The organism is Bacteroides sp. D55t1_190419_B8 (assembly GCF_015558905.1).
Taxonomy (GTDB): domain Bacteria; phylum Bacteroidota; class Bacteroidia; order Bacteroidales; family Bacteroidaceae; genus Bacteroides; species Bacteroides vicugnae.
Genome location: NZ_JADMOU010000001.1, coordinates 564,465 through 588,600 on the forward strand (window position 1 = coordinate 564,465; position 24,136 = coordinate 588,600).

13 protein-coding genes are annotated in these 24,136 nt (G+C 42.5%); 1 reads left to right on the top strand and 12 read right to left on the bottom strand.

Annotation, left to right across the window (positions count from 1 at the left end; translation table 11 throughout):
• Positions 1–13 precede the first annotated feature (13 nt).
• The 12 genes from I2I13_RS01870 to I2I13_RS01925 form a co-directional block, all read right to left on the bottom strand.
• Positions 14–3,163, bottom strand: a complete 3,150-nt coding sequence (locus tag I2I13_RS01870) for a TonB-dependent receptor (RefSeq protein WP_148366495.1) — start codon at positions 3,161–3,163, stop codon at positions 14–16.
• A gap of 309 nt (positions 3,164–3,472) precedes the next feature.
• A complete protein-coding gene (locus I2I13_RS01875; protein ID WP_195648598.1) occupies positions 3,473–7,444 on the bottom strand; it encodes a two-component regulator propeller domain-containing protein in 3,972 nt (1,323 codons plus the stop codon).
• 1,156 nt (positions 7,445–8,600) lie between these two features.
• Positions 8,601–9,992 carry a phosphoglucosamine mutase gene (gene glmM, locus I2I13_RS01880; RefSeq protein WP_148366497.1) on the bottom strand — a complete coding sequence of 464 codons (1,392 nt, stop codon included), beginning with the start codon at positions 9,990–9,992 and terminating at the stop codon, positions 8,601–8,603.
• Between the two features lie 37 nt (positions 9,993–10,029).
• Entirely contained in the window at positions 10,030–10,725 is a 696-nt protein-coding gene (locus I2I13_RS01885; RefSeq protein ID WP_195648599.1) for a DUF4827 domain-containing protein, read from the bottom strand.
• Positions 10,726–10,843: 118 nt separating this feature from the next.
• Complete coding sequence (locus I2I13_RS01890) at positions 10,844–11,881, bottom strand: bifunctional oligoribonuclease/PAP phosphatase NrnA (RefSeq protein WP_004311034.1); 1,038 nt, start codon at positions 11,879–11,881, stop codon at positions 10,844–10,846.
• 46 nt (positions 11,882–11,927) lie between these two features.
• Positions 11,928–14,021 (bottom strand): ComEC/Rec2 family competence protein, encoded by a 2,094-nt coding sequence (locus I2I13_RS01895; RefSeq protein WP_195648600.1) that lies wholly within the window; start codon positions 14,019–14,021, stop codon positions 11,928–11,930.
• An 8-nt stretch (positions 14,022–14,029) separates the two neighbouring features.
• Positions 14,030–14,680 carry a ribulose-phosphate 3-epimerase gene (rpe, locus tag I2I13_RS01900; protein WP_148366500.1) on the bottom strand — a complete coding sequence of 217 codons (651 nt, stop codon included), beginning with the start codon at positions 14,678–14,680 and terminating at the stop codon, positions 14,030–14,032.
• 99 nt (positions 14,681–14,779) lie between these two features.
• Positions 14,780–15,751, bottom strand: a complete 972-nt coding sequence (gene fmt / locus I2I13_RS01905) for a methionyl-tRNA formyltransferase (RefSeq protein ID WP_195648669.1) — start codon at positions 15,749–15,751, stop codon at positions 14,780–14,782.
• Between the two features lie 125 nt (positions 15,752–15,876).
• Complete coding sequence (locus I2I13_RS01910; RefSeq protein WP_074636713.1) at positions 15,877–17,670, bottom strand: chloride channel protein; 1,794 nt, start codon at positions 17,668–17,670, stop codon at positions 15,877–15,879.
• Positions 17,671–18,234 carry an L-threonylcarbamoyladenylate synthase gene (locus I2I13_RS01915; protein ID WP_004297304.1) on the bottom strand — a complete coding sequence of 188 codons (564 nt, stop codon included), beginning with the start codon at positions 18,232–18,234 and terminating at the stop codon, positions 17,671–17,673.
• Between the two features lie 202 nt (positions 18,235–18,436).
• On the bottom strand, positions 18,437–20,062 hold the full coding sequence (locus tag I2I13_RS01920) for a RagB/SusD family nutrient uptake outer membrane protein (RefSeq protein ID WP_195648601.1): 1,626 nt from the start codon (positions 20,060–20,062) through the stop codon (positions 18,437–18,439).
• Positions 20,063–20,086: 24 nt separating this feature from the next.
• On the bottom strand, positions 20,087–23,113 hold the full coding sequence (locus I2I13_RS01925; protein ID WP_229128546.1) for a TonB-dependent receptor: 3,027 nt from the start codon (positions 23,111–23,113) through the stop codon (positions 20,087–20,089).
• Positions 23,114–23,601: 488 nt separating this feature from the next.
• Here I2I13_RS01925 and I2I13_RS01930 point away from each other — a divergent pair, with 488 nt between their 5' ends.
• Positions 23,602–24,033, top strand: a complete 432-nt coding sequence (locus I2I13_RS01930) for a thioesterase family protein (RefSeq protein WP_004324741.1) — start codon at positions 23,602–23,604, stop codon at positions 24,031–24,033.
• Positions 24,034–24,136: the final 103 nt, after the last annotated feature.

A 24,136-nucleotide genomic window follows, 5' to 3' on the forward strand; every position in this document is an offset into this window, starting at 1 on the left:
TTTTTAGACTTGGTTAAAAATTAAACTTAAGACCTATTGAATAGCTCGATACGTTAGGATAAGCCGTACCGTTAGATGTATTCAATTCCGGATCCCACAATTTGAACTTAGAGAACGTGAGCAGATTGGTTCCCATCAGATAGATCTGTGCGTTCTTAATCAGTAGCGGATCTGTCCACTTCTTAGGCAATGTATATGAAATGTTTACTTGTTTCAAACGCAAGAAACTGACATCTTTCACCCACCATGAACTTGGCTTCACGTTATTGTTGTTGCCGTCGCTACCGACTGACAAACGAGGATAGAACACGTCTTGATTGGTAGGATTGTCTGCTCTCCAACGATCGGTGATGTTAGCAAATACGTTGTCGCGTCCTTCATCGTCCCAGAACGGTTTTATAGAAATGCCGTCCAAATAGCGGTCAGCTTGTGCATTTCCCTGGAACAAAGCGCTGATAGAGAAGTTTCCAACTTGCAGATCTGCTCCGAATCCATAATAAATTCTCGGTACATCTCCACGACCAATTACCGTTTTATCGTAATCGTCAATCACACCATCGTCATTCAAGTCACGATATTTAACATCACCCACGTGAAGCGTACCGAACTGGGTAGCGTGGTCATCAATCTCATCCTGGCTAGTAAACAGTCCGTCAGCAATGTATCCCCAAATAGCGTTCACGTTTGTCCCACGGGTTTCCATCCATGGATAGTCTACAGGCGGCTGATCGTTTTCTATAATTTTATCTTTGTTGAAAGTCATATTACCACGCACGGTAAGGAAGGTGTTTTTACCAATCTTCTGCGTATAGTCCATCGCAATTTCAACACCCTTATTCTCTACAACACCCAAGTTGGCGTAAGGATTCTCAATCCATCCGGCATAGCTTGGCACAGTACTTCTCTGTAAGAATATATTATCTCTACGTTCTTTAAAGAAGTCAATTACAAATGAAAGGTTGTCGTTTAGTAATTTCAGATCGATACCCAAATCCTGCTTACATGATTTAGACCAAGTGACATTCACACCATACTTTTCTTCGCCATAACCGCTAGCACCATTATGCGAGGTACCAAACCAAGTGCCACGTAAACCTCCAAATACACCTTGATACATAAAACGACGTCCTGTAGCTGTATCACTACCTACCCAACCATGTGTATAACGGAATTTCAAGAATGATATATATTTGCGTAACGATTCCCAAAATGGCTCATTAGAAACTGCCCACCCCAAACCGAATGCGGGAAAAGTACCGTAGCGATTACCAGGAGTGAAGTTTTCCGAACCATTAATACCTAAATTGAATTCTGCAAAGTAACGGTCATTCCAAGAATAAGTAGCACGTCCGGCAAAACCACGCTGCTTGTAAGCCATACCGCCAATGACATCGGAAGCATTTAAATCCCAGTATATTTTCTGGTTGTAAAGCAACAAAGCACTTACACGATGTGCACCGAAATCGCGTTCATAATTTAAAGAAGCCTCCGTATAAACGGTGCGGTTGCTCGAATGAGTAGGAGTGTCAAGCGTCAAGATTCCGTCTGCTTCACCCAATACATCGTACAAATATTCCCCTGTTTCTTCATCAAATAAGGTATCTTCAATCCAAAGCCCATTTTCGTCTGTAGCTCCTTTAAACTTATACATTGGTTCGCTACGGTTGTAGTTTCTGCGGCGGGAATTATAGGTATCGAATGCTATCATTGCAGAAGCAGAAAGTCCTTTGCTCCATTTCCAGAAGTCCAAATCCTGTTTTACACGTACATTTGAGTTCAACTGAGTGCTGAATTCATCATAATAACCTCCACGAGCCAACTTACCATAAGGATTGAATTTCTGTTGCGTATTGATGCCCGGAATCATTCCATTGGGCAATACCATCGGATAAATAACCGGATTGACATCCATACAAGAGGCATATAAGGATGCAGCGCTGCTTTGTGGATAGTGTCCTTGTCCCAAATAGCCGAAAAATCCTAAGTCAATAGCCGTCTTTGTTGTAGGCTTCAAATTTAAGTTTGAAGTAAAGTTGTATCGTTCATACTTCATTGACGTATTATAATTCTCCAGCTTGAAGTTACGTGTCATACCGTTTTCGCCATAATAGCTCAATGAAGCATAATAGCTTGCCTTCGGTGCACCACCACGAATATTAATGTTGGCACGGCGATTGTGGCCCCAATCGTTAAACAATTCGTTTGCCCAATCTACGGCCGGATACAGATACGGATTATACAAACGAGGATTATCATTCGGTAGCAAGCCGTTCGATTTTTTCGTAGCATCGATATACGCTTGAGAATAAGCAATGGTATTATTCTTATTCATTTGCGCTTCGTTGCGTGCTTCCATGTAAGTATAAGCATCGGCCATATCCACCTTTTTAGTCATGCGGGTGAGGCTTTCATAATAATCCACGCTAAATGTCGGTTTACTGATGCGTCCGGGTTTTGTCTTTACAATTACCACACCATTAGCACCACGCACACCATACACGGCAGTAGCAGAAGCATCTTTCAACACAGTAAATGATTCAATATCTTCCGGATCAATATTATTGAAGCTACGCTCCACACCGTCCACAAGTACCAACGGACTAGAACTTTGCCCATTTTTAACCAATGTAGAAATACCACGAATCCAGATATCCGACTCGTCATGTCCCGGTTCACCACTACGTTGCACAGCAACTACACCGGCAATACGTCCGGAAATAGCTGAAGATAATTTGGCAGCAGGCATTTTGATAGCTGAAGCGTCTAATGAAGACTGTGCGCCAACAACAGATACCTTACGCTGATTACCGTAACCTACCACTACCACCTCATCCAGCGACGATACATCTTCTACCAAAACAATATCCACCACTTTCTGTTTGCCAACTTTAACCTCCTGTGGTTTATATCCTATATAAGAGATAACCAAAATAGGATTTCCTGTTGACAATTTTAAAGTGTACTGACCATTCGTGTCGGTAATGGTACCGTTCGTCGTCCCTTTTTCCTGTACACTAACTCCAATGAGCATTTCTCCTTTTTCATCCGAAATACGTCCTGTGACCGAACTGCCCTGCGCCTGCATTGTTACACTATACGTGAACAACAATAGCAGCAACCACAAAGACCTGATGCGATGTTTTTTCATTTCAAACAAATTCATACTACTTGTTTTAAATTAATAATAAGGTTATCAAATGCAATAATTGCATGGCGGCAAAATAACAGGATTTAAAAAGAAATGAAATACTCCTGCACGCCAAATACTAAAGAAAGGAAAAAATGTCCGTTTGAAGTACATTATGTCATTCAGAGTACTAAACAAAACACTAATAATCAACGAAGTGCACAATTAATTCAGAAAAAGAGAGTACAGCCCCTAGTATCAAAAAAAACAGCATAGTTCAGCACAGGATATGCTATTACACACACCAATATGTTCAATTGCAGATATTAGTATGTTTAAACAATATCAAATTTGTTCCTCTTTATTCAGATAAGTCTCCCTGTAAACCTTCGGAGTCACACCAAACTTACGCGTAAACTCTTTATAGAAATAAGCGCGGCTGGAAATACCGACATCAGAAATAACATCCTGTATAGACAAATCTCTATTCTGCAATAAACGGGCAGCTTTTTCCATCCGGTAATCTTTAATCAAATCACTTGGAGTCATTCCGGATATTTCCTTTAATTTCCGGCAGAACTGACGGGAACTCATCAACATCTGTTCCGCGATAAAGGTAGAACCCAAATCCTCCCGATCCAAATTCCGCTCAACCACCTGCAAAAACTTCCGGACGAAATCCGCCTGCTCGGTAGTAGTGCATACAATGGAGTTCGTCCAGCCTTCCAACTCTTCCAGATACACTTGCTTAGCTTCCCGCTTACCGTAGATCACCTTCTGAATAGTCTCTTTTAAGAACGGTATGTCATAAGGAAGAACCAGATAAGAGTCTGCCCACTGGATCAACTCCCGCTGCATTGCCGTACTAACCTTCCAAGTCAACATTGGAATAAAGGCAGTCTTTGAAAGCAGCGAACGATTCTTGGCTACGTATTTCATAAACGTGCTTTCAGCATCCGTATACATCTGCATATCTACCAAAAATAAAGCAGGAGCCGAAGTATGCATCTCATCAAACGCCAGCTGTACGCTTCGCACCGGACGAACGTCATATTCATCAGAGAGCAGGGCACTGATAAGCCATACAATCTCTTCACGGTCTTCCAGCAACAAAACAGTTTTCTTCGTCTCATCCTGCGGGGCGATAGTAACCGGTTCGAAAGTGATTGCCAGCCGGCGCCCACCCGATATTTCCTCCGTCACACAACAAAGTGTACAGTTCTGCTGTCTCAACGCTGAAAACACAAAACGTTGCATCGTCCGGATGCGGAACCGGTCGTCCGAATCTTTCCCTTTCACCGGCAATGATTCCTGCTCGGTCAATATCTTATGCAGTCCCTCCACCGTATCATCCGAAGAAAAGAAAGTCAGCGTCATCCTGTTTTCTTCCTCTTTCATACTAACCGACACTTCACAGGTGTTCCTGTCCAATAGGTAGAGACCGCTGAAATAAAGGATGCAGCGCAACGCATTCTTATAAACAGGGAAAGTGAAATCCGCCGGAATATCCAAATGGATAGAGGAAATATCACGACCTTCCTTTTCAAGTACCCGGAGCACTTCTTCCGCCAACTGTGAAAGAGGCGGTCGCCCCGTAACAAAGAATTGCAGGGACGACAACAACCGGAAACACTCGTCGCCAATGCCGCACCCGAAGAGCAAAGCCATGACGGCCTCACGGATCTGCCCGACTTTATCAGCATACTGATCCAACGAAAGCGTCTTGTCATTCAGTTGGTCACAGGCTTGGTAAATGAGCGTACAGTTATCAAGTACCTCGCGTTCTTTGTAACCGTCTACCACCAGTGAAGCGTTACGGCGTTCGGTTTCCAGCAGTTCCTGCATCATACGTTCATGACGGAAATATTTGTGGAATAAATGAATGACATATACCGCCAGCATAAGTCCGATCAACAGATAGATGATATACGCATAAACCGTCCGATACCAGGGAGGAAGAATATATACAGGAATAGTGAACGTCTTGTATTCCGTAGCAAATACATCTTTCTTATAACGGACTTTAAAAAGATAATTGCCCGAAGGCACACTAAAATAAGAGGCCTCGTTGACACTACTGAATGCCCCCCAATCCTGATCATACCCTTCGAGCATATAAGAGTATTCCACATCTCCGTCACTTGTATAATCCGGCACGACAAAAGAAAGAGAAAAAGACACCTTCGCCCCTTTCATCTGCAACCCTTTCCTGTCCGGCAAATAGTGGTCCTGTAAGTTAACGAATGTTTTCTCAATCACCAACTTACGCAATAAAACCTCCGGGTAATATTCTGGAGCGGAAGGTACATTCTTGTTCATATAGAGCAGCCCGTCGATTCCTCCGAAAAAAAGATTTCCAGTGTAAGGACAGCGATAATAGGCATCGTCGCTAAATTCTCCGATTTGTATGCCGCCACTATAATAATAAGCGTGCGAAAAGAAATTGTCCGGATTGAATTTGATAAGACCGCGGTTCGTCCCCAGCCAGAGAAGTCCGTTGGCATCTTCCAAAATACTGTGTATCATATCGTTGAGCAATCCTTGCTTACGCCCGATATGGACGGTTTCCAACCTGTTCTCCTTGAAAGTGACACGCACCAAACCGGCAGTAGTGCCTACCCACAACTCTCCACGACGCCAATGCAAACACAGTACATCATCCACGGATTTGTGCAACATCTCGCTCAAAGAGAAGACCTGATATTCTTCCGTCTTCCGGTTGAAACGCACCAATCCCCTCTGCTGACTGCCCAGCCACAACAAGGAATCTCCTTGGGGCACCATACTATAATAGAGATTAAGCTCCTGTTGCTCATAGTAGAATTTATAATGTTTCAATGACTTTATCCGGAGCGGTCCATGCCCGCTGTCGAGCACCACCTTACAAAGCCCTTCACCCGAAGTGGCAAGATAGAGTACACTGTCATTCTCTTCGACGATGGAATGTACTTCATTACCGCCCTCTACCGGAACTCCGGAATCAGTTCCCACCAAAGGATGAAGTTGTCCGTTATCGAATGAATAATAGCACAAGCCCGGAGAAGCGGCTCCCACCCAGAATCCGTTTCTATAACTGCTCTCCCGCATAGCATAGATTCGCAACTCCCGTTCCGGCCTCACGTAAGATACCGCAGGCTGTTTCCCATTCAGCGAATAGACCTCCACATCGGATGCCCGCACTCCGTCACGATAATTTTTCACATGAAGCAGGCCGTTTCCCTTGGTTCCTACCCAAAGGCCACCCTGTTTATCCGTCATGATTGCCCTTACCTGCCGAGTCAAATTGGGAGAGAAGCTGCTCAACATCAGATTGGTAGCAATAGCGTATTTCCGCGAATACATCACCGCTCCCTGCCCGTCGGTTCCCACCCACAAAACTCCTTGCCGGGGATCATTATAGATGCCGAAAATCCGCATATTCCGGTCAATCACTTCTTCCGCATATCGCTGGGAAAGACGCAAACGCATCAGTCCATTGGTATGAAAAGCTAAAATGATGTCTTCATAGAAAGGCACAATGCCGGTGATAAGCCCATACTTCCGAACCAACTCACCAATATTCCGGATATAAATCTTAGACTTTCTTGAAATATCGTACACGAAAAGATCGTAGTCGGAGTCATAAAAGCAAAATACGCCATTCTGGTAGCATACATATTCTATCCGCTTCTGATGAAAATGGGAAGGAATGGTGGTAAGCCGGGTGGACAGAGTATCCTGATCAAAAGCATTCAACGAAAAGCGATACAGGTCACCGCTTTCATAGGGGAAAAGATACAAATCGCCTTCATCAGTGACAAACGCCCTGACATCGACTTTCAGCATATGGATGTCCGGCATCGGAATGTTAACAAAACGATGGTGAAACGTATTATAATAAGAAATCCATCCGTAGCCCAACACCCAGGTATTCCCTTTCTGATTGGAATGAATGACAAAGTCTCCTCCGAAATCGTAATTACTAATAATCTGTCGGGAGTCTTTTGAAAAACGGTTGGCTCCCGAATGCGTGGTCATCCACAGGCAACTGCTATCCGCCTGTTGAATAGAGTGCACAATATTGTTGTTCAATGTTTTCTGTTCGGAAAAGTCGGAGCGGAATACTTCCATATTTTCTCCGTCATAACAATTCGCACCGTCATACGTTCCAAACCACATCAATCCTTCGTTATCTTGGAAAATACTTAATACGGCACTATTGGAGAGTCCTTGCTGATAATTCACGGTCCGGAAAAAATAGGTTTCATTCCCTTTATCAGCACGGACAGTCAATGAAGCAGCCAGTGTTATAAGAAATAAAATCAGGTGTGTTTTCATCGTACTTTCTTTATATTACAGATCGTTTTCCCCCTCCTTCCGGAGTAGTAATTCGATCTTATATTCCAACCGTCCGATACGACGGTCCAATTCCATAATCTTCTCATCTTTACGTTCGAACAGTTCAAGTAACTACTTGTTAAATATGCTCACTATCCATTGGCAAACTGCCTCCAAAAACATAATCTTTTGTATTTCAATGTAATCTCTAATTATACCACCGAAATAAAGGAAGCAAGCTTTCATTTATCAGATAATTCAGAGCAAATATAGTGAATTAATATAAATAATACCAAAATGAAGCAGAAAAGTAATCTACAACAGCATACTCCTTTCATTCCGCCCAAAAGGTTGGAAGCAAAAAAGTGGTAAAACAAAAAAACGGTGTCAGACCAGAAGCACTGTGTAGTGGTTCATTGACGGAGCGGCAAAAGTCTTCTTGCTTTACAAACACGGTTACCGGAAACGAGAAAGCAATTGGGAGAGCAATTTGAAAACTTGGGGAGATTTGATTCAGGACAATCACATTCTTAAAATAGATTCATTCCGGTACGAAACCAAATCAAACCGTAACCGTAAATGGAGTATATGGTTTAATACTACATAATGTCGGCTCTATATGACAATTTTGATATTTTATTAATGGACAACTGTAGTCGGCTACTTGGTCAAGTACAGTTGGCTACTTAGACGACTATAGTTGACTAGATAGTCAACTATAGTCGGCCAATATCTATGTTGACTATTTCAATCCATTATTCAAGCATATTGGTCTTCTTATGTCCTTCCATATGAAGGAAACACCTAAGCTTTTGTTTTAACTAAGGCTCCTTTCCCAAGAGGTAGGGAACGCAGTGTGAAGGATGTGAAGAATTAAAAAGAGAACCTTAAATCACAGCAAACATCTGTCACACTACAACTTACGAGTCTGTGATACTTGTGAAGGTCAAAAGCGTTTTTTTAAAAGGATCAAACTACCGCAATTTTGATTCATAACCAAAACGAACCGTTTTGAGGATAGTTGTTCTGAAACATATCCCCTCAAAATTAAACAGAGCCAGCAATTGCCTGTCAAATAGATAAACAGAATAAACAAAGGGAGAGCTTGATAGTGAAGCTCTCCCTTTATTATTTTTCCGATGATGTTAATGAATCGTTATTTCTTGGCTAATTCATTAATCACATCCATTATCTTCTGACCGATTTCTTCGGCTGCCTCCATTGTAGAAGCCTCGCTATATACGCGGATGATCGGTTCTGTATTACTCTTACGCAAATGTACCCATTTGTCGGCAAAGTCAATCTTCACACCGTCGATATCGTTGATTTCTTCGTTCTTATAGATTTCCTTTACTTTTGCAAGGATAGCATCTACATCGATTTCCGGAGTCAGATCGACACGGTTCTTAGCTATGAAGTAAGGAGGATAAGTGGCACGAAGCTCGCTAACTTTCTTTCCTTCATGAGCCAGATGGCTAAGGAATAAAGCAATACCTACCAATGCATCACGGCCATAATGGCTGGCAGGATAGATTACTCCACCATTTCCTTCACCACCGATAACGGCATTGGTTGCTTTCATCTTCGTTACAACGTTTACTTCGCCTACAGCAGAAGCACTGTATTCCATACCATATTTACGGGTTACATCACGCAGGGCACGGGTAGAACTCAAATTAGAAACTGTATTCCCCGGAGTATGTTTCAGTACATAATCAGCCACAGTAACCAGTGTATATTCCTCACCGTACATTACACCATTTTCGCAGATCATTGCCAAACGGTCAACGTCTGGGTCTACAACGAATGCTACATCTGCTTTGCCCCCTTTCATCAGGTTCATGATGTCGCCGAGGTTCTTTTCAAGCGGTTCTGGGTTGTGTTGGAAGTTTCCGGTAGGTTCACAGTAGAGTTTTTCTACATGTTTCACCCCCAAACGTTCAAGAAGTTCAGGGAGAATGATACCGCCTACAGAGTTCACACAGTCAATCGCTACCCGGAAGTTGGCTTTCTTGATAGCTTCTACATCTACCAGGTCGAGAGCCAATACACTGTCGATATGTTTCTGATTATAAGTCAGGTCTTTGCGGTAAGATCCCAGATGGTCAACATCGGCATAGTCAAATTCTTCAGCTTCAGCAATACGAAGTACTTCGTTGCCTTCGGCTGCATTCAGAAATTCACCATGTTCATTCAGCAATTTCAGTGCGTTCCACTGTTTCGGGTTATGAGAAGCTGTCAGGATAATACCACCACAAGCGCCTTCCATTGTTACAGCAAGTTCTGTGGTCGGGGTAGAAGCAAGATCAATGTCTACTACATCCCAACCCATTCCCATCAATGTGCCGACTACTACGTTTTTTACCATCTCACCCGAAATGCGGGCATCGCGTCCAACAACAATCTTGTTGCTCTTCGCTTTGCAGGTCTTACGAATCAAAGTAGCATAAGCCGAGGTGAATTTTACAATGTCAAGCGGGTTCAGTCCTTCCCCCGCTCCTCCGCCGATAGTTCCGCGGATTCCAGAGATAGATTTGATTAGAGTCATAGGTTTTTAACTAAAAGATTTATCTAATGTTAGTGTCTTAACTTTTCGCTTTTTCAAACTTCCGGATATCATAGAAGTAGGGATTGACATATTGTTGCGCAGTTGTATGCCCCATCTTAGAAGGTACAATCAAGCGCACATGAGCATTATTACGTAAATATGGTAATGCAATCAACCATCCGGATGGAATCGCAGTTCCATAACCATTAGCAACCGTCCACAAATAGTCATAATCAAAATCACCAGATAAAACGATTCCATAAACAGTAGATGTGTTTTGCACATAACGGAATGTCAATGGGGATTTATAATATTCAGAGATATCCATCCATTTTTCCAAAGGAACATTGAAACATGTAGTATCTCCTGTCATCATATCCTGTTCTACATAACGAGTACAAATGATGTTATTGTTAGCAAAAGTATCTACCTCATTAATAACTTCAACTCCATCCTTATCCTCTTTTCCTCCACGATCTACGATCTGCATATATACGCCATTGGAGAAAGCAACATATTCGTCATATCCATTCCCTGCTTCTTTAGAAGCTGTAATAGTATCCCGTTCAAACTCTTCCAATGAAATGACACGGATATCATTATCTTTGATGAACTTATTCACCGCATTTTTCTCGTCTTCCAGCATTTCTGCATAAGTCTTCGAATTGTCGCATGCCTGGAACAGACTTCCGGCGGTTAACAAAGAGAGAAATAAAAATACAAGTTTCTTCATTATCTGTTATTTAGCTATATTCTGCACAAATGTATCTCAAAATCATTAAAAGTTGAAAGAGGGAAGTTGAAAGTTCGTATCTTTTAACCTTTCCATATTCACTTTTAACCTTCCATCTTTAGCTTTTCGCTGTTAGTAAAGGTTTATATTTCTCAAGCGCTTTCTCAAAGACCGCTTTTGCCTCTTCCATCGTTCCGAAAAATTCACCGCCCGAAGCATTCAAGTGCCCTCCTCCATGGAAGAATTCGGCAGCTAGCTGATTGCATGGGAAGGTTCCTACCGAACGAAGGGATATTTTAATCATCGGTTTCTCTGTATCTTCCCTCAAGAAGCAAGAGAAGCAGACATTTTTAATGGAAAGGGGGATATTAACAAAGCCCTCACTATCGCCTTTTATGTAGTTGAATTTACTTTGCTCTGCTTTCGTCAGGGTGATTAGTGCCGAATTATAATCCGAATACACAGTCATGTTCGACAATACATAGCCCATCAAACGTAAACGACTCTCCGAATAGGTGTTGTACACCTTACGATAAATATCATCTTTATCGATTCCTTTAGAAAGGAGTTCGCTAATGATAAAATATATCTCCCGGTTGTTCGAGTTATAGGTGAACCCACCGGTATCTGTCATCATTCCTGTGTAGATACATTCTGCACCTTCCTTGGAGATATCACTGAAATATCCCATACGGCAGATGAGACGGAATATCAGTTCGGAAGTAGAAGATATTTTAGGATAAGACATTACTATCTTACAGAAATCTTCGGGATACAAATGATGATCGATCATTATTTTACGTGCCGGAGAAGCAGCCACAGCGTCTGCCATATCGTCAATACGCTTCAGTGCATTGAAATCGAGGCAACAAATGACATCTGCTTCGGCAATCAATTTATCTGCAAAGTCTTTGTAACGGTCATACAACAGAATATCCTTACTGCCCGGCATCCACCGCAAAAAATCGGGAAAAGCATTCGGCACAATTACGTTTACTGTTTTTTCCTGTGAATCCAGGAAATGATATAATCCCAGTGAAGAACCGATAGCGTCACCGTCAGGGGAAACATGAGATACAATTACTATTTTGTCAGCTCGTTCAAACCATTTGGTGAAATGGTCTATTTTGGCTTGTTCAATTACTTTCGTCAACATACTCTTATACTTTATCAAGGTGCAAATGTACGATAAATCTTTGTACTTAGAGCAAAAAGCGGACAGAACCTTCGTCGGATAGCGAGATAAACCGCAGACCGGATTGCTTGCATTCGCTTTCAAGGAGGTGTTTGCGGTATTCCGAGAGAGATGCGTCCAATATGACGTAAGAGAAAGAAAAGATTCGAGTGAGCTCTTCCATATGTCCGTCATATCCTTTGCATAAGTAAAGATACTGAATATATAACGGAGAAACGGTAGTTTTGTTCCGCCAATGGTTATCATTTATTACACAAATATGACAGCCATGATAGGATATAATCTGCTGCTGACGGTTTAGTTCCATATACCGGCAATCGGCAGTTATTTTTTGGGGAGGCAGAAGGTGATGATGCTTCCAATAGTTAGCAGCCATGCGTTTCAAATGTTTTTCATTGGGGATAGTATCTACATAGTTTATCCAGGAACGTCCATCGCTCTCAATGCAATGTACTGCTGGGCAACCGCGCACATTATAAAAGACCAGGCTCGTCCGGGGACGATCTAGCCAATAGATTGTTGCATGATAAGTCCCCAGTAATAAGATAGAAAAAAGACAAATCAATAAATTCCGGTATCGACGGTTCATAAAATAATAGGTTAACAAAGAGCCAACGATATAGATACCCAATATTTCTGACTGATAAAGCCAGATTCCATCTATAGAAGCGTAAGGAAGCTGTTCCACCCATCGGACGAAGAAATTAAGTCCTTCCAATAGTTTCTTAACACCTTCGGCCACTACGGTCTGAAGCCACGAAAGAGGAGTCAGAAGAAGCATAATGACAGCAGCATACAGGATAATCGTAATGAAAGGAATAACAACCAAGTTCGTCAATAGAAAATGTACAGAGAACCGGGAGAAATAAAACATGACAAGCGGAGCTGTTCCTACCTGTGCAGCAATAGACACACTCATCAGTCCCCAAATATATTTCCCTATTCTACCTTTCACCGTAATCAGGTGATAAACTGGCTTTTGAATCAATAGGATGGAAGCAACAGCAAGGAAAGAGAGCTGGAAACCAACATCAAACAACCATGCCGGATTACAGAATAGCATCAACCATGCAGCTGCCGCCAATGTATTTAAAGATAGCGGTTGGCGACCAACCATATCTGCCATTGCTAAAATCGAAAACATACTGACCGAGCGTACTACCGAAGGGGAAAGTCCTGTGAAAAAGGCAAAAGCCCATAATAGGATAAGAAGAAGAACAGAACGTATAGCTCTACCTATATTTCCTCTTCGGGCAACAGGTTTCAGAATGAAGAAGAGCAATGTATATAAAAGCCCGATATGCAAACCGGATAAAGCTAAAATATGACTTGCTCCGGCTACCGAATAACTCTCACGAACCGAATCACTTAATTCCGTTTTGTCTCCTATGGTCAGTGCTGAAAGTACAGCCAGTTCATTGCCGGAAAATCCTAGTTCCCGATAAAGTGAAATCATCTTTCTTCGACAAGAACCGGCTATACTTTTGAGACCAAGGTTATTCATTCCGTCCTGTTTTGCCCATTTCCCGGATGCAACATATCCTGTTCCGCTGATTCCTTTCCGCATCAGGAAGCGGGCATAATCAAATTCATCAAAGTTCCGATTGTTGAGAGGAGGAGAAATACGGGCAGAAACCAGCAGTTCATCTCCACTTTTTAATCGGGTGACGGCCGAATCTTGCTGTAGATAAAGGATTGCAGCACGTTCTATCGGATATGTGCCGGCAGTATCACGACGTCCCTTTAATAATGTCTGGCAGAGGTAGATATGTTCTTTCACCTGAGGTGCATCCGTTATAAAAACCCGATACACTGTTTCTTCTTCCGGAAAAGAGTAGACAGCGTGCTGTAATTGCCAAGTTATTCCAAGCCACCCTCCTATAAAACAAAGGATAGAGACAGCTAATCCAAAGCACCATCGCAATGAATGGCGTTTCAGGAAATAAAGAACAAACAATAAAGCAATACAAAGTCCAAGAGCTAGAACACTCCCAAAAGGTTCCCATGAACGGTCAAAAAAATGATCTCCACAAAAAACGCCTGTTATCCAAGGGATAATCAGGCGTATATAGGGATATCGATGGATGTAAAAAGTACTCAACAGATGAGTTACAGTTCGTGCAACTGACGAATCATCGCTTCCGGATCCGGTGCCGCAAAGACAGCATTACCCGCCACTAACGCATCGGCTCCCGCCTCAACCAAACGGGCACCTGTTTCCAGATTTACCCCACCGTCTACTTCAATCAGCGCTTTCGAACCTGTCCGTTCAATCAGGGCACGCAGCTCACGAACTTTTTCTACTGAATGTTCGATAAACTTCTGTCCTCCAAATCCCGGATTCACGCTCATGATAAGCACCATATATACATCCCGGATAATATCTTGTAAAAGAGCTACAGGAGTGGCCGGATTGATAGTTACAGCAGGCTGCATCCCGGCTTCTCTGATTTGTTGAATCACCCGATGCAGATGCGGGCAAGCTTCATAATGCACATTCATCGTATGAGCGCCCAACGCTTTTACCTCCGGAATAAACTTTTCCGGATTCACAATCATCAAATGCACATCCAACGGTTTCCGGCTTAACTTCGCTACATATTTCAGTACCGGAAAGCCAAATGAAATGTTCGGAACAAATACTCCGTCCATAATATCAATATGTACCCACTCCGCTTCACTGCGGTTTACCATTTCAATATCCTTTGCCAAATATCCAAAATCGGCAGAAAGAATGGAAGGAGCGATAATCGGTTTCATAATTCTTCTATTTTAAGTTCTAGCCGTCTCTTATTCGGGACGGTTTTATTCTATTTATAATCTAATGGCTTGCTCGTTTTAATCTGTTTATCCGATTAATTACTTCATCAGACAACCATCTTCCAAGTGATATCCACGAAGCAATTCATCTATTTTCAAACGTTTTTTACCGGGAAGCTGTAAAGAAAGAATAGATACAAATCCATCCGGTATAGCTACTTTCATGAATTTCTTCCCATCGGTCACAATTGTTCCTATAGCTAATTGATGTGATTCATAAATCTTCTCACTTTCAAAGATCTTCACGGCCACTGGTGCTCCTTTTTCAGAAGTAATCAGTTCACTCCAAGCAGCAGGATAAGGTGATAATCCACGGATAAAATCGTATATCTTCTTCACCGACTGATTCCAGTCAATCCGGCAGGTTTCTTTAAAGATCTTCGGAGCAGGACGAAGTTCACCGACAACCGCCATTTCTTCTTGAGGAATCGGTTTTACCGTTCCATTCAATATAGCGTCTACCGTTTCAAGAACCAGTTTTCCTCCCAGCATCATCAACTTATCATGTACCACTTCCACATTATCCGTATCTGCGATAGGCACACGCACTTGCTGAATGACTTCTCCGGTGTCTATCTCGTGTTTCAAAAAGAAAGTAGTAATTCCGGTTTCCGTATCACCATTGATTACTGCCCAATTAATGGGGGCAGCTCCACGGTATTGAGGAAGCAAAGAAGCATGAAGATTGAACGTACCCAGTCGTGGCATATTCCATACCACTTCCGGCAACATACGAAAAGCAACTACAATCTGTAAGTCCGCCTTCCATTCACGCAATGCTTCTACAAAAGCTTCATCTTTCAACCTTTCCGGTTGAAGTAACGGCAAATTTTGTTCAAGCGCATATTGCTTTACAGGAGAATACTGAATCTTATGTCCTCGTCCGGCAGGCTTATCGGGCATTGTAATCACACCCACTACATTATAACCGCCTTCTACTAATTGACGCAGGGCCTCTACCGCAAAATCGGGAGTCCCCATATATACTATTCTTAAATCTTCTTTTTTCATCATTCAATATGTTATCGCTACTTAGGCACGGATTACACGGATTTCACGGTTTCCTGAATTAGGTCTACATAAAACAACAGCGTAAGCTGTGTAATCCGTGCCTAATAAATTATCCCTTACGGTTGTTAGTCTTCAGAGAAATGTACCAATACTTGCCGGTATGAATTAAATATCTTCGATTTAGAGACAAATCCCTGGTATCGCCCTTCTTCATCCACTACCGGAAGATTCCAGGCTTTCGTATCATCAAATGTCTGCATCACCTGTTCCATTCCATCCGTATCGAATATCTTGGCAGGGGCAGATGTCATTAATTTATTAACAGTGAAACGATGATAAAGTTCTTGTCGGAACATGATGTTACGAATGTCGTCGAGAAGTACAATTCCCAGCAATTCACCCGTTTTCTTATCTGTCACCGGGAACACATTTCGATGGGAAGCAGCTATTGCTTTCACTAATTCGCCCAAATCCATTTCCGGATGTACGACAACGAAATCTTTCTCCACCACATTTTCCATTTTCATCAACGTCAACACGGCTTTATCCTTATGGTGTGTAAGCAACTGTCCCTTCTTGGCCAGACGCATCGAATAGATACTATGAGGCTCGAAAGCAATAATGGTCAGATATGAACTTACGGATACAATCATCAACGGAAGGAATAAATCATATCCACCAGTCAGTTCGGCTATCAGAAACACCCCTGTCAAAGGAGCGTGCATAACGCCACTCATCACTCCCGCCATTCCCATCAACGCGAAATTCTTCTCCGGCAAATAAGCAGAGAAAGCAAAATCATTGCTAAAATGAGAGAAAACAAACCCTGCAATACACCCCAAATAAAGAGAAGGTGCAAAGATTCCACCACAACCGCCACCACCGTTCGTTGCACTGGAGGCAAATACTTTCAACAAAATTATCAGCACCAGATAAACCAGCAGCAGATTACCATAACCATAAAACATAGAATTGTTCATGACCGTATCCCACTCTGCCGCAGACGTTCCGTTCAGCAAAAGATCAATCGTATCATATCCTTCACCATAAAGAGGCGGAAAAAGGAAAATCAGCACACTCAACATCACACCACCGAAAGCCAATTTCTTATAAGGGTTATTAAGTTTACCAAAGACGCCTTCCACCGAATTCATGGCACGCGTAAAGTATAGCGAAATCAGTCCGCAAAAGATTCCCAACAAGATAACGAAAGGAATACGTTCCAGTTCGAATGCCTGATCAAGATGAAACTTAAACATAGCTTCCGTACCGGTAGTGATATAAGATACGGTAGCTGCGGTCACTGCAGAAATCAGCAGCGGAAGCAAAGAAGACATAGTCAGGTCAATCATCAGGACTTCCAATGTAAACACGAGTCCGGCAATCGGAGCTTTGAAAATACCGGCAATGGCACCTGCCGCTCCACATCCTACGAGCAGCATCAGCGTGCGGTGTTCCATCTTGAAGACGCTACCCAAATTGGAACCGATAGCTGAACCAGTCAGTACAATCGGCGCCTCCGCCCCGACCGATCCTCCAAATCCGATAGTAATAGCACTGGCGATAGTAGATGACCAAATATTATGTCGTTTGATACGTCCCTGCCTGCGGGAAATGGCATATAAAATCTTGGTGACTCCATGACTGATGTCGTCCTTGACTATATTGCGCACAAACCAGCCTGCCAAAAAGATTCCGACTACCGGATATACCAAATACAGGTAGTTGGCCTGCGTCGCACTGAAGTTATCGGTCAGAAAATTCTGTATCTGATGGATAAAGAATTTCAATATTAATGCGGCAAACGCTGTAAAGATCCCAACAAGAAAACTTAATATCAGGATAAATTGCTTCTCCTTTATATTCGCTTCCCGCCATTTGATGCAACGCTGTAATAAACTAAGTTTTTCTCCCTTCATTTATTCGCGAATTATCTTTATCACTCCACCTTTTTCCAACTTAATAATACTTGAGGGTCTCGGCCGGCTCATATCGTCCTGGCGAAAGCCAACGATATAATCTACCGCCGATTTGATTTCATCACTGATTTCACTAAAATTAGCCGCACCCGGCTGCCCGCTGACATTAGCCGAAGTAGAAACGATTGCTTTACGGAACTGCTGACAGAGTCGTCTGGAAAAGTCTTCATTCGTCACCCGAATCCCTACACTGCCATCCTCGGCCAGCAAATTCGATGCTAAGTTACGTGCTCCGGAATAAATAATCGTCAACGGCTTGTCGGCAACTTCAATCAAATCCCATGCAACATCTGGCACATCCTGTACATAAAAATCTACTTTAACCGGAGAGTCTACCAAGACCAGCATAGCCTTGCTATCAGCGCGTTTCTTAATCTCATACACGCGGCGTACAGCCTCTTCATTAGTCGCATCACAGCCTATACCCCATACGGTATCGGTGGGATAAAGGATCACTCCTCCTTCATTCATCACCTGACAGGCTTTTTTAATATCTTCTATCATTTCTTGATTAATTTCCGTTAAGAACAAGACGCAAAAATAACACTTTTATTCCATTTAGTGAAATCTATCCTGACGTTTTTAAGTCCCTCAAAAATATAGATTGACACAACAAACCATACAAAAAAGAAAGAACGATGTAAATTAAGAGATAACCTACATCGTTCTATAAAAAACAGATCATTCAAAAAATCAACCCCTAACGCTATTTGTTCTTCCAACTATTATCCAGATTCGGGTTCAAAATCACATCTTCATAGGGATAAGGAACATACATCTTACTGTCATCCCAAGTTCCGGTGACTGCTACTGCTTCTTTCCTGAAAACTCCGGGCGCCACTTCAATAGGCTCATTTTTCTTACGGAATTCAAAATGATCCTTATACCGGTACATTCTGAACATATCCCTGGCTCTGCTCGCAATACCGCCCCAATAATAACCGGCCATTTCCCAACCATGTTCATTGTAGGCTGCTTCCGCCAGTTCATCAGGAGACATATCCGTCGTATATCTATTTGTTTTTTCACCGTCTGCCCTGTTGCGCACTTCGTTCAACACTTTAACCGCCTGTTCATTGATTTCTCCTGCACGACCTGTTGCTTCGGCATACCAGCAATATACTTGCGAAAGACGTAATAACTGGAATGTTTTCTCCCCCGATGCATTGACTACGGCAGGATTTGTATAATCAAATTCAGTTCCGCGTACAGCACCTTCCACGGTCTTCATAAAGACAGGCGCCACTACTTCGCGGGAAGCAGGATCGGTATCATACCACCAATCATATAGTTTCCCGTCGCTAAGCATGATTTTCGGGAAATACGTAGCATCTTTACGAGGACCTTCGGGGAAGTTCATCCAGAAATTAATTTCTCCATTCGTATCTCCCCAACCGGCCTGTTTCATATCTTGCAGGAAATCGGTCAAGGGAGCGGATTGTCCTGCTGCATCCCTATTATAATAGATACCCAACAGAAGTTCCGTATTCTTATTATTGTATTCCCATGAATATACCTGGCTATATTCCGGCAGCAGTTTATAATAGTAGCTACCACCATCTGCACCGTCTATCACTTCTTTGGCTTTGGCGGCAGCCAGTTTGTAATATTCTACTCCTTTATTAAGCGGCCATCCTGCCATACACATATAGACATAAGCCATCGTTGCTTTTACGGCTCCCTCACTTACAGCAATGTTCATTCCATTTCTGCCATACGGTTCCTTCGTGTACAATGCGGGGCAATCGGTTTCTGCTATTTTCAGGTCAGACAGAATCAATTCGTACACTTCTTCTTCCGTCTTCAACGGAGCATTATAATCTATTTCTTCTTTCAGCATGATGGGAACCCGTCCCCAAGTGGTCACCAGATAAAAATAAGAGTAGGCCCTCCAATAATGTGCTTGTGCAATAGCCACTTTTATATCGTCTTTTGATACCTCCGGCGTACGCTCCGCATTATTTATGATAAAATTGGCAGCCTTGATGACTTTGAAACGCTGCTCCCACATACTGGACAACCACGAGTTATTGTCTTTCACATCAAACTGGTCGTGTTCACGAAGAGGTTGTTTATTACTGGAAGGATGAGTGGAGATATCATCTCCCACCAGGAAGTTCGTTCCACAAAGATTATTACTAGCCTGTGAACTTGCGATCACGGAATAGAGAGCCGTCAGCGAAGCGTCCAAGTCTTCTTTATTACTGAAATAGGTATCCGAAGGTAACTGCCCTTTCGGATCTTCTTCCAGAAAATCACTACACGAAGTCCAACACAAAGCTGTCAGAAGCACAGGCAAGGCTTTCATTATAAAGGTATATGCTGTTTTCATACGGTTATTGTCTTAATACACGGTTTAAAATCTGAATTTGGCTCCAAAGGTGATTGTCCGAGGAATCGGATAAGCACCGTAATCCAGTCCGTCATAACTGGTGTACACTTCAGGATCCATTCCTTTGTAGCGGGTGATTGTAAAGAGATCCTGTGCGCTGACAGACAGTTGTACACTTGCAAACTTCAGTACACGGCGAGGAATGCGGTACGAGAGGCTGATATTCTTCAACTTGATAAAAGAAGCATCTTCAAGCCAGAAATCCGAATTAGCATAACTCTTGTTGTCGGTATTGGTAAGGCTCGGATAAAGAGCGTCCGCTTTGTTGGCAACATGATCCCATCCTTTGAAGTAGGCATCACGCAAGGTTACGAAACGAGAAACACCAGTCATGGATGCCGCCATAAAACGGCTGATATTCAACCGGTCATATCCGGTGGCAGCATTGAAAAATACATTCAGCGTCCAGTTTTTCCAAGTAACAGTGTTGTTCCAACCTACTGTCCATTTGGGACTTGCCTGTCCTTTCACAACCAAATCATCGGAAGTCGGATTCGTTGTCAGACTACCATCTGCTTTCTGATAAAGATTAGCGCCTTTATCATCGAATCCTTTCCATTGATAGACATAGAAAGATCCCATAGGATAACCGGGCTTCATAATCTGCAGAGGACCTCCCAAATCGCTATAGTTAGCAGTGAGTACAAAGTCATCTCCTGCGAGGTCTGCTACTTCATTCTTCACATAAGAAGCATTCAGGCTGGTTTCCCATGTCACAGCTCCCTTTACAGGGAAAGTGGTAAGGGATAATTCGACTCCGGTATTGTTCAGTTTTCCTTGATTCACCCAATAAGTACCACCTCCGTTATATTTAGGCACCTGTTTCTGAAAGAGCAGATCTTTCGTTTGTTTCTTGAACCAGTCCACTGTAATATTAAAGCCTCCGATACTCATATCCAATCCCAAATCATATTGGTAAGTCTTTTCCCAGGTAATGCCGGGTGTAGCAAACTGATATCCCCAATATCCTGTAGAGGAAGTGGAAGTTCCCCAGCCGTAAGATGCTCCCGACAACATACCCAATGTGCTGTAAGCAGCAATATCCTGATTTCCGGTGACACCAAAGCTGGCACGCAGTTTCAACTGATCGAGCACATGCTGGTTGCTCATGAAAGATTCTTGTGCAATATCCCAAGCCACAGCTGCGGAAGGGAAATATCCCCATTTGTTGTCTCCCTGAAATTTAGAAGAACCGTCAGCTCTTAATGCAGCAGTAATAAAATATCGTTTCTTATAATCGTAATTAGCACGCACGATACCGGAAGCCAAAGAAAATTCCGTGTATGAATTGCTCGCATCTCTGATAGCAGCATTGCCAAGATTCCAGTACCCAACACTCTCATTGTTCAGATTGGAACCGGTTCCCTTTAGTTGTGAGTCCCACGAACGACTTATTTCCCATACGCCCATGGCAGTGAAGCTATGATCTCCGAATTGCTTTTGCCAGGTCAGATTGTTAGTATTCTGCCAATAGTTATGCAATGCGTTGGCATTGCTTGCGCTATTGATAGCACCCGGTGAATCCAGTTTCGACCGGAAAGAATAAGAAGGACTATTATCGTAGTCATAACCTCCCTGAACGGAAAGCGTCAGTCCTTTCATGATCTTAAACAGCAATGTCAGGTTGGCGTTTAAATTATAGCTATAGCTATCGCTATTGTTCACTATCATTTCACCGTAAGGGCTGGAACCGATCATATTATACGGGTCTGTATTGTACACGCCGGTTTCGGGATCTTTCAGCTCCATGGTAGGCGAAAAGTTAGTGACATGCAACCAGTTCGCCCCACCTTCATTGTGTTTGTGAAGACTGGATGCGTTTAATTTTGCAGAGATTGTCAACCAGGGTTTCACTTCCGAGTCGATGTTTGCCCGAATTCCATAGCGTTTATAATCGGACATGATGGTGATGGCTTCCTGATCGAGTACATTTCCCGAAATAAGGTATTTCACTTTTTCATTTCCTCCGGATATGGCGAGCCGATAATCCTGGGTGATACCTGTACGAGTCAGAAGATCAGTCCAGTTAATTCCTTTCGTTCCATTTTTATAAGCCTCAAGATCTTCGGCGGAGATAGTAGACGATCCGCGAATGTCATTCAGTGCAGTTGCATATTCGTAAGCGCTCAACAGGTCATACTGTTTTCTGACAGTCGAAAGCCCTACCGATGCATCGAACGTTACCTGTGCTTTTCCCTCACTACCCTGTTTGGTGGTTATCAGGATAACGCCATTCGAACCACGGGAACCGTAAATGGCAGTGGAGGAAGCGTCTTTCAGTATTTCCATCGACTGGATATCAGAAGGGTTAATACCGTCCAAGCCACTGGAAGAGATGATACCATCAATCACATATAAAGGATCACTGCTTTTATTAATAGAGGTAGTTCCACGAACGCGCACCTTCATACTTGCTCCGGGCATACCACTCGTAGCAGTGACTTCTACACCGGGAGTACGACCCTGGAGTATATTTTCAACCCGTTGTACAGGTTGATTTTTGTATTGTCTGTTGGATACACCGGACACAGCACCCGTAAGGTCACTCTTTTTGACGGTTCCGTATCCTACCACTACCACTTCATCCAATAACTGATTGTCTTCTTTCAACACAACACGAAGAAGAGATCTCTTTCTGACTTTCACTTCCTGCGTATGATAGCCGATATAAGAGATCACTAAAATCGCTCCTTCCGGAGCTTCGAGAGTAAACCTACCATCCATATCACTGGTAGTTCCGGTATCTTCGCCTTTGATAATGACGGAAGCACCAATGATTGTCTCTCCCTGTTCATCGTTAATCACTCCTTTGATTGTCTTTCCAGCATCCCCGTCGGTGGTAGTATCGCTGTTTATCGTAACTTCATTGTTATTTTCCGGGGCTTCCTGTATTTCTGTCTTCTGTTCTTCAAGAGGAGGAGCAACCTGCGCGAATAATCCGAAAGGCAGAAACTGCATTAAAAAAATGCATAATAGCCATTTGTTTTTCATTATTACTTCCATTATTGTTCTAAAATTAGAATAGTTATTAGGATAGATTACCATCAATATTAGGCAATTTATGTGCCAAAAGCATAACAAAAGACTGATACATCGAGACTTATCGAGTTTAATCAAAGAGAACATATCATTCATTTTCAAACACATAAATAATTTGTAATAAAGAAAAAAGCATTAATAGCCAGATTAAGTTTCAAGCACGATCCTGTGCAAAAATTCCACAAAAATGTGGATATATTCCACAAGATAATAAGTTAAGAATAATCCGTATTTAAAAGTCCCTTTCCATCCTTCTGATTGTTTCCACACATCAGAAGTCAGAATAAACGTCCCAAGACTACAGTTTAAACGATTATTAACTAATTTCTCCCCCGTCTCCAAGAATAGAATCGTCAGAAATATCTATCTTTGCCCCAATTTCAAGCAAGAAAGTAAAAGTGCTATTTTTGTGTCGAATTTAAAACGTTTAAGAGAAAACAATGGAAGAAATCGTATTTCATCACACATTACCTATCCAATTGCGATTCAATGATGTAGACAAATTTGGTCACGTCAACAACACGGTTTACTTCTCCTTTTACGACTTGGGAAAGACTGAATACTTCGGTTCGGTATGCCCGGGAGTAGATTGGGAAAAGATTGGTATTGTCGTTGTTCATATCGAAGCGAATTTCGTTAAGCAAATTTTCGCATCGGACCACATAGCTGTACAAACAGCCGTCTCTAAGATAGGTACCAAAAGCTTTCATCTGGTTCAACAAGTCATTGACACGAAAACCAATGAAGTGAAATGCGTTTGCAAGTCCATCATGGTTACTTTCGATCTTGAAAGACATGAGTCCATGCCACTGACCAAGGAATGGATAGAAGCGATCTGCAAGTATGAAGGACGGGATTTGCAAAAAGCATAGATTGATTTTTCTCCCCACCGATGAAGACACCCTCCGGCACCAATGAAGGCATCGAGCGGTACCGGGGAACAAATCTCCCACGAATGAGAAACAAAACAAGCAA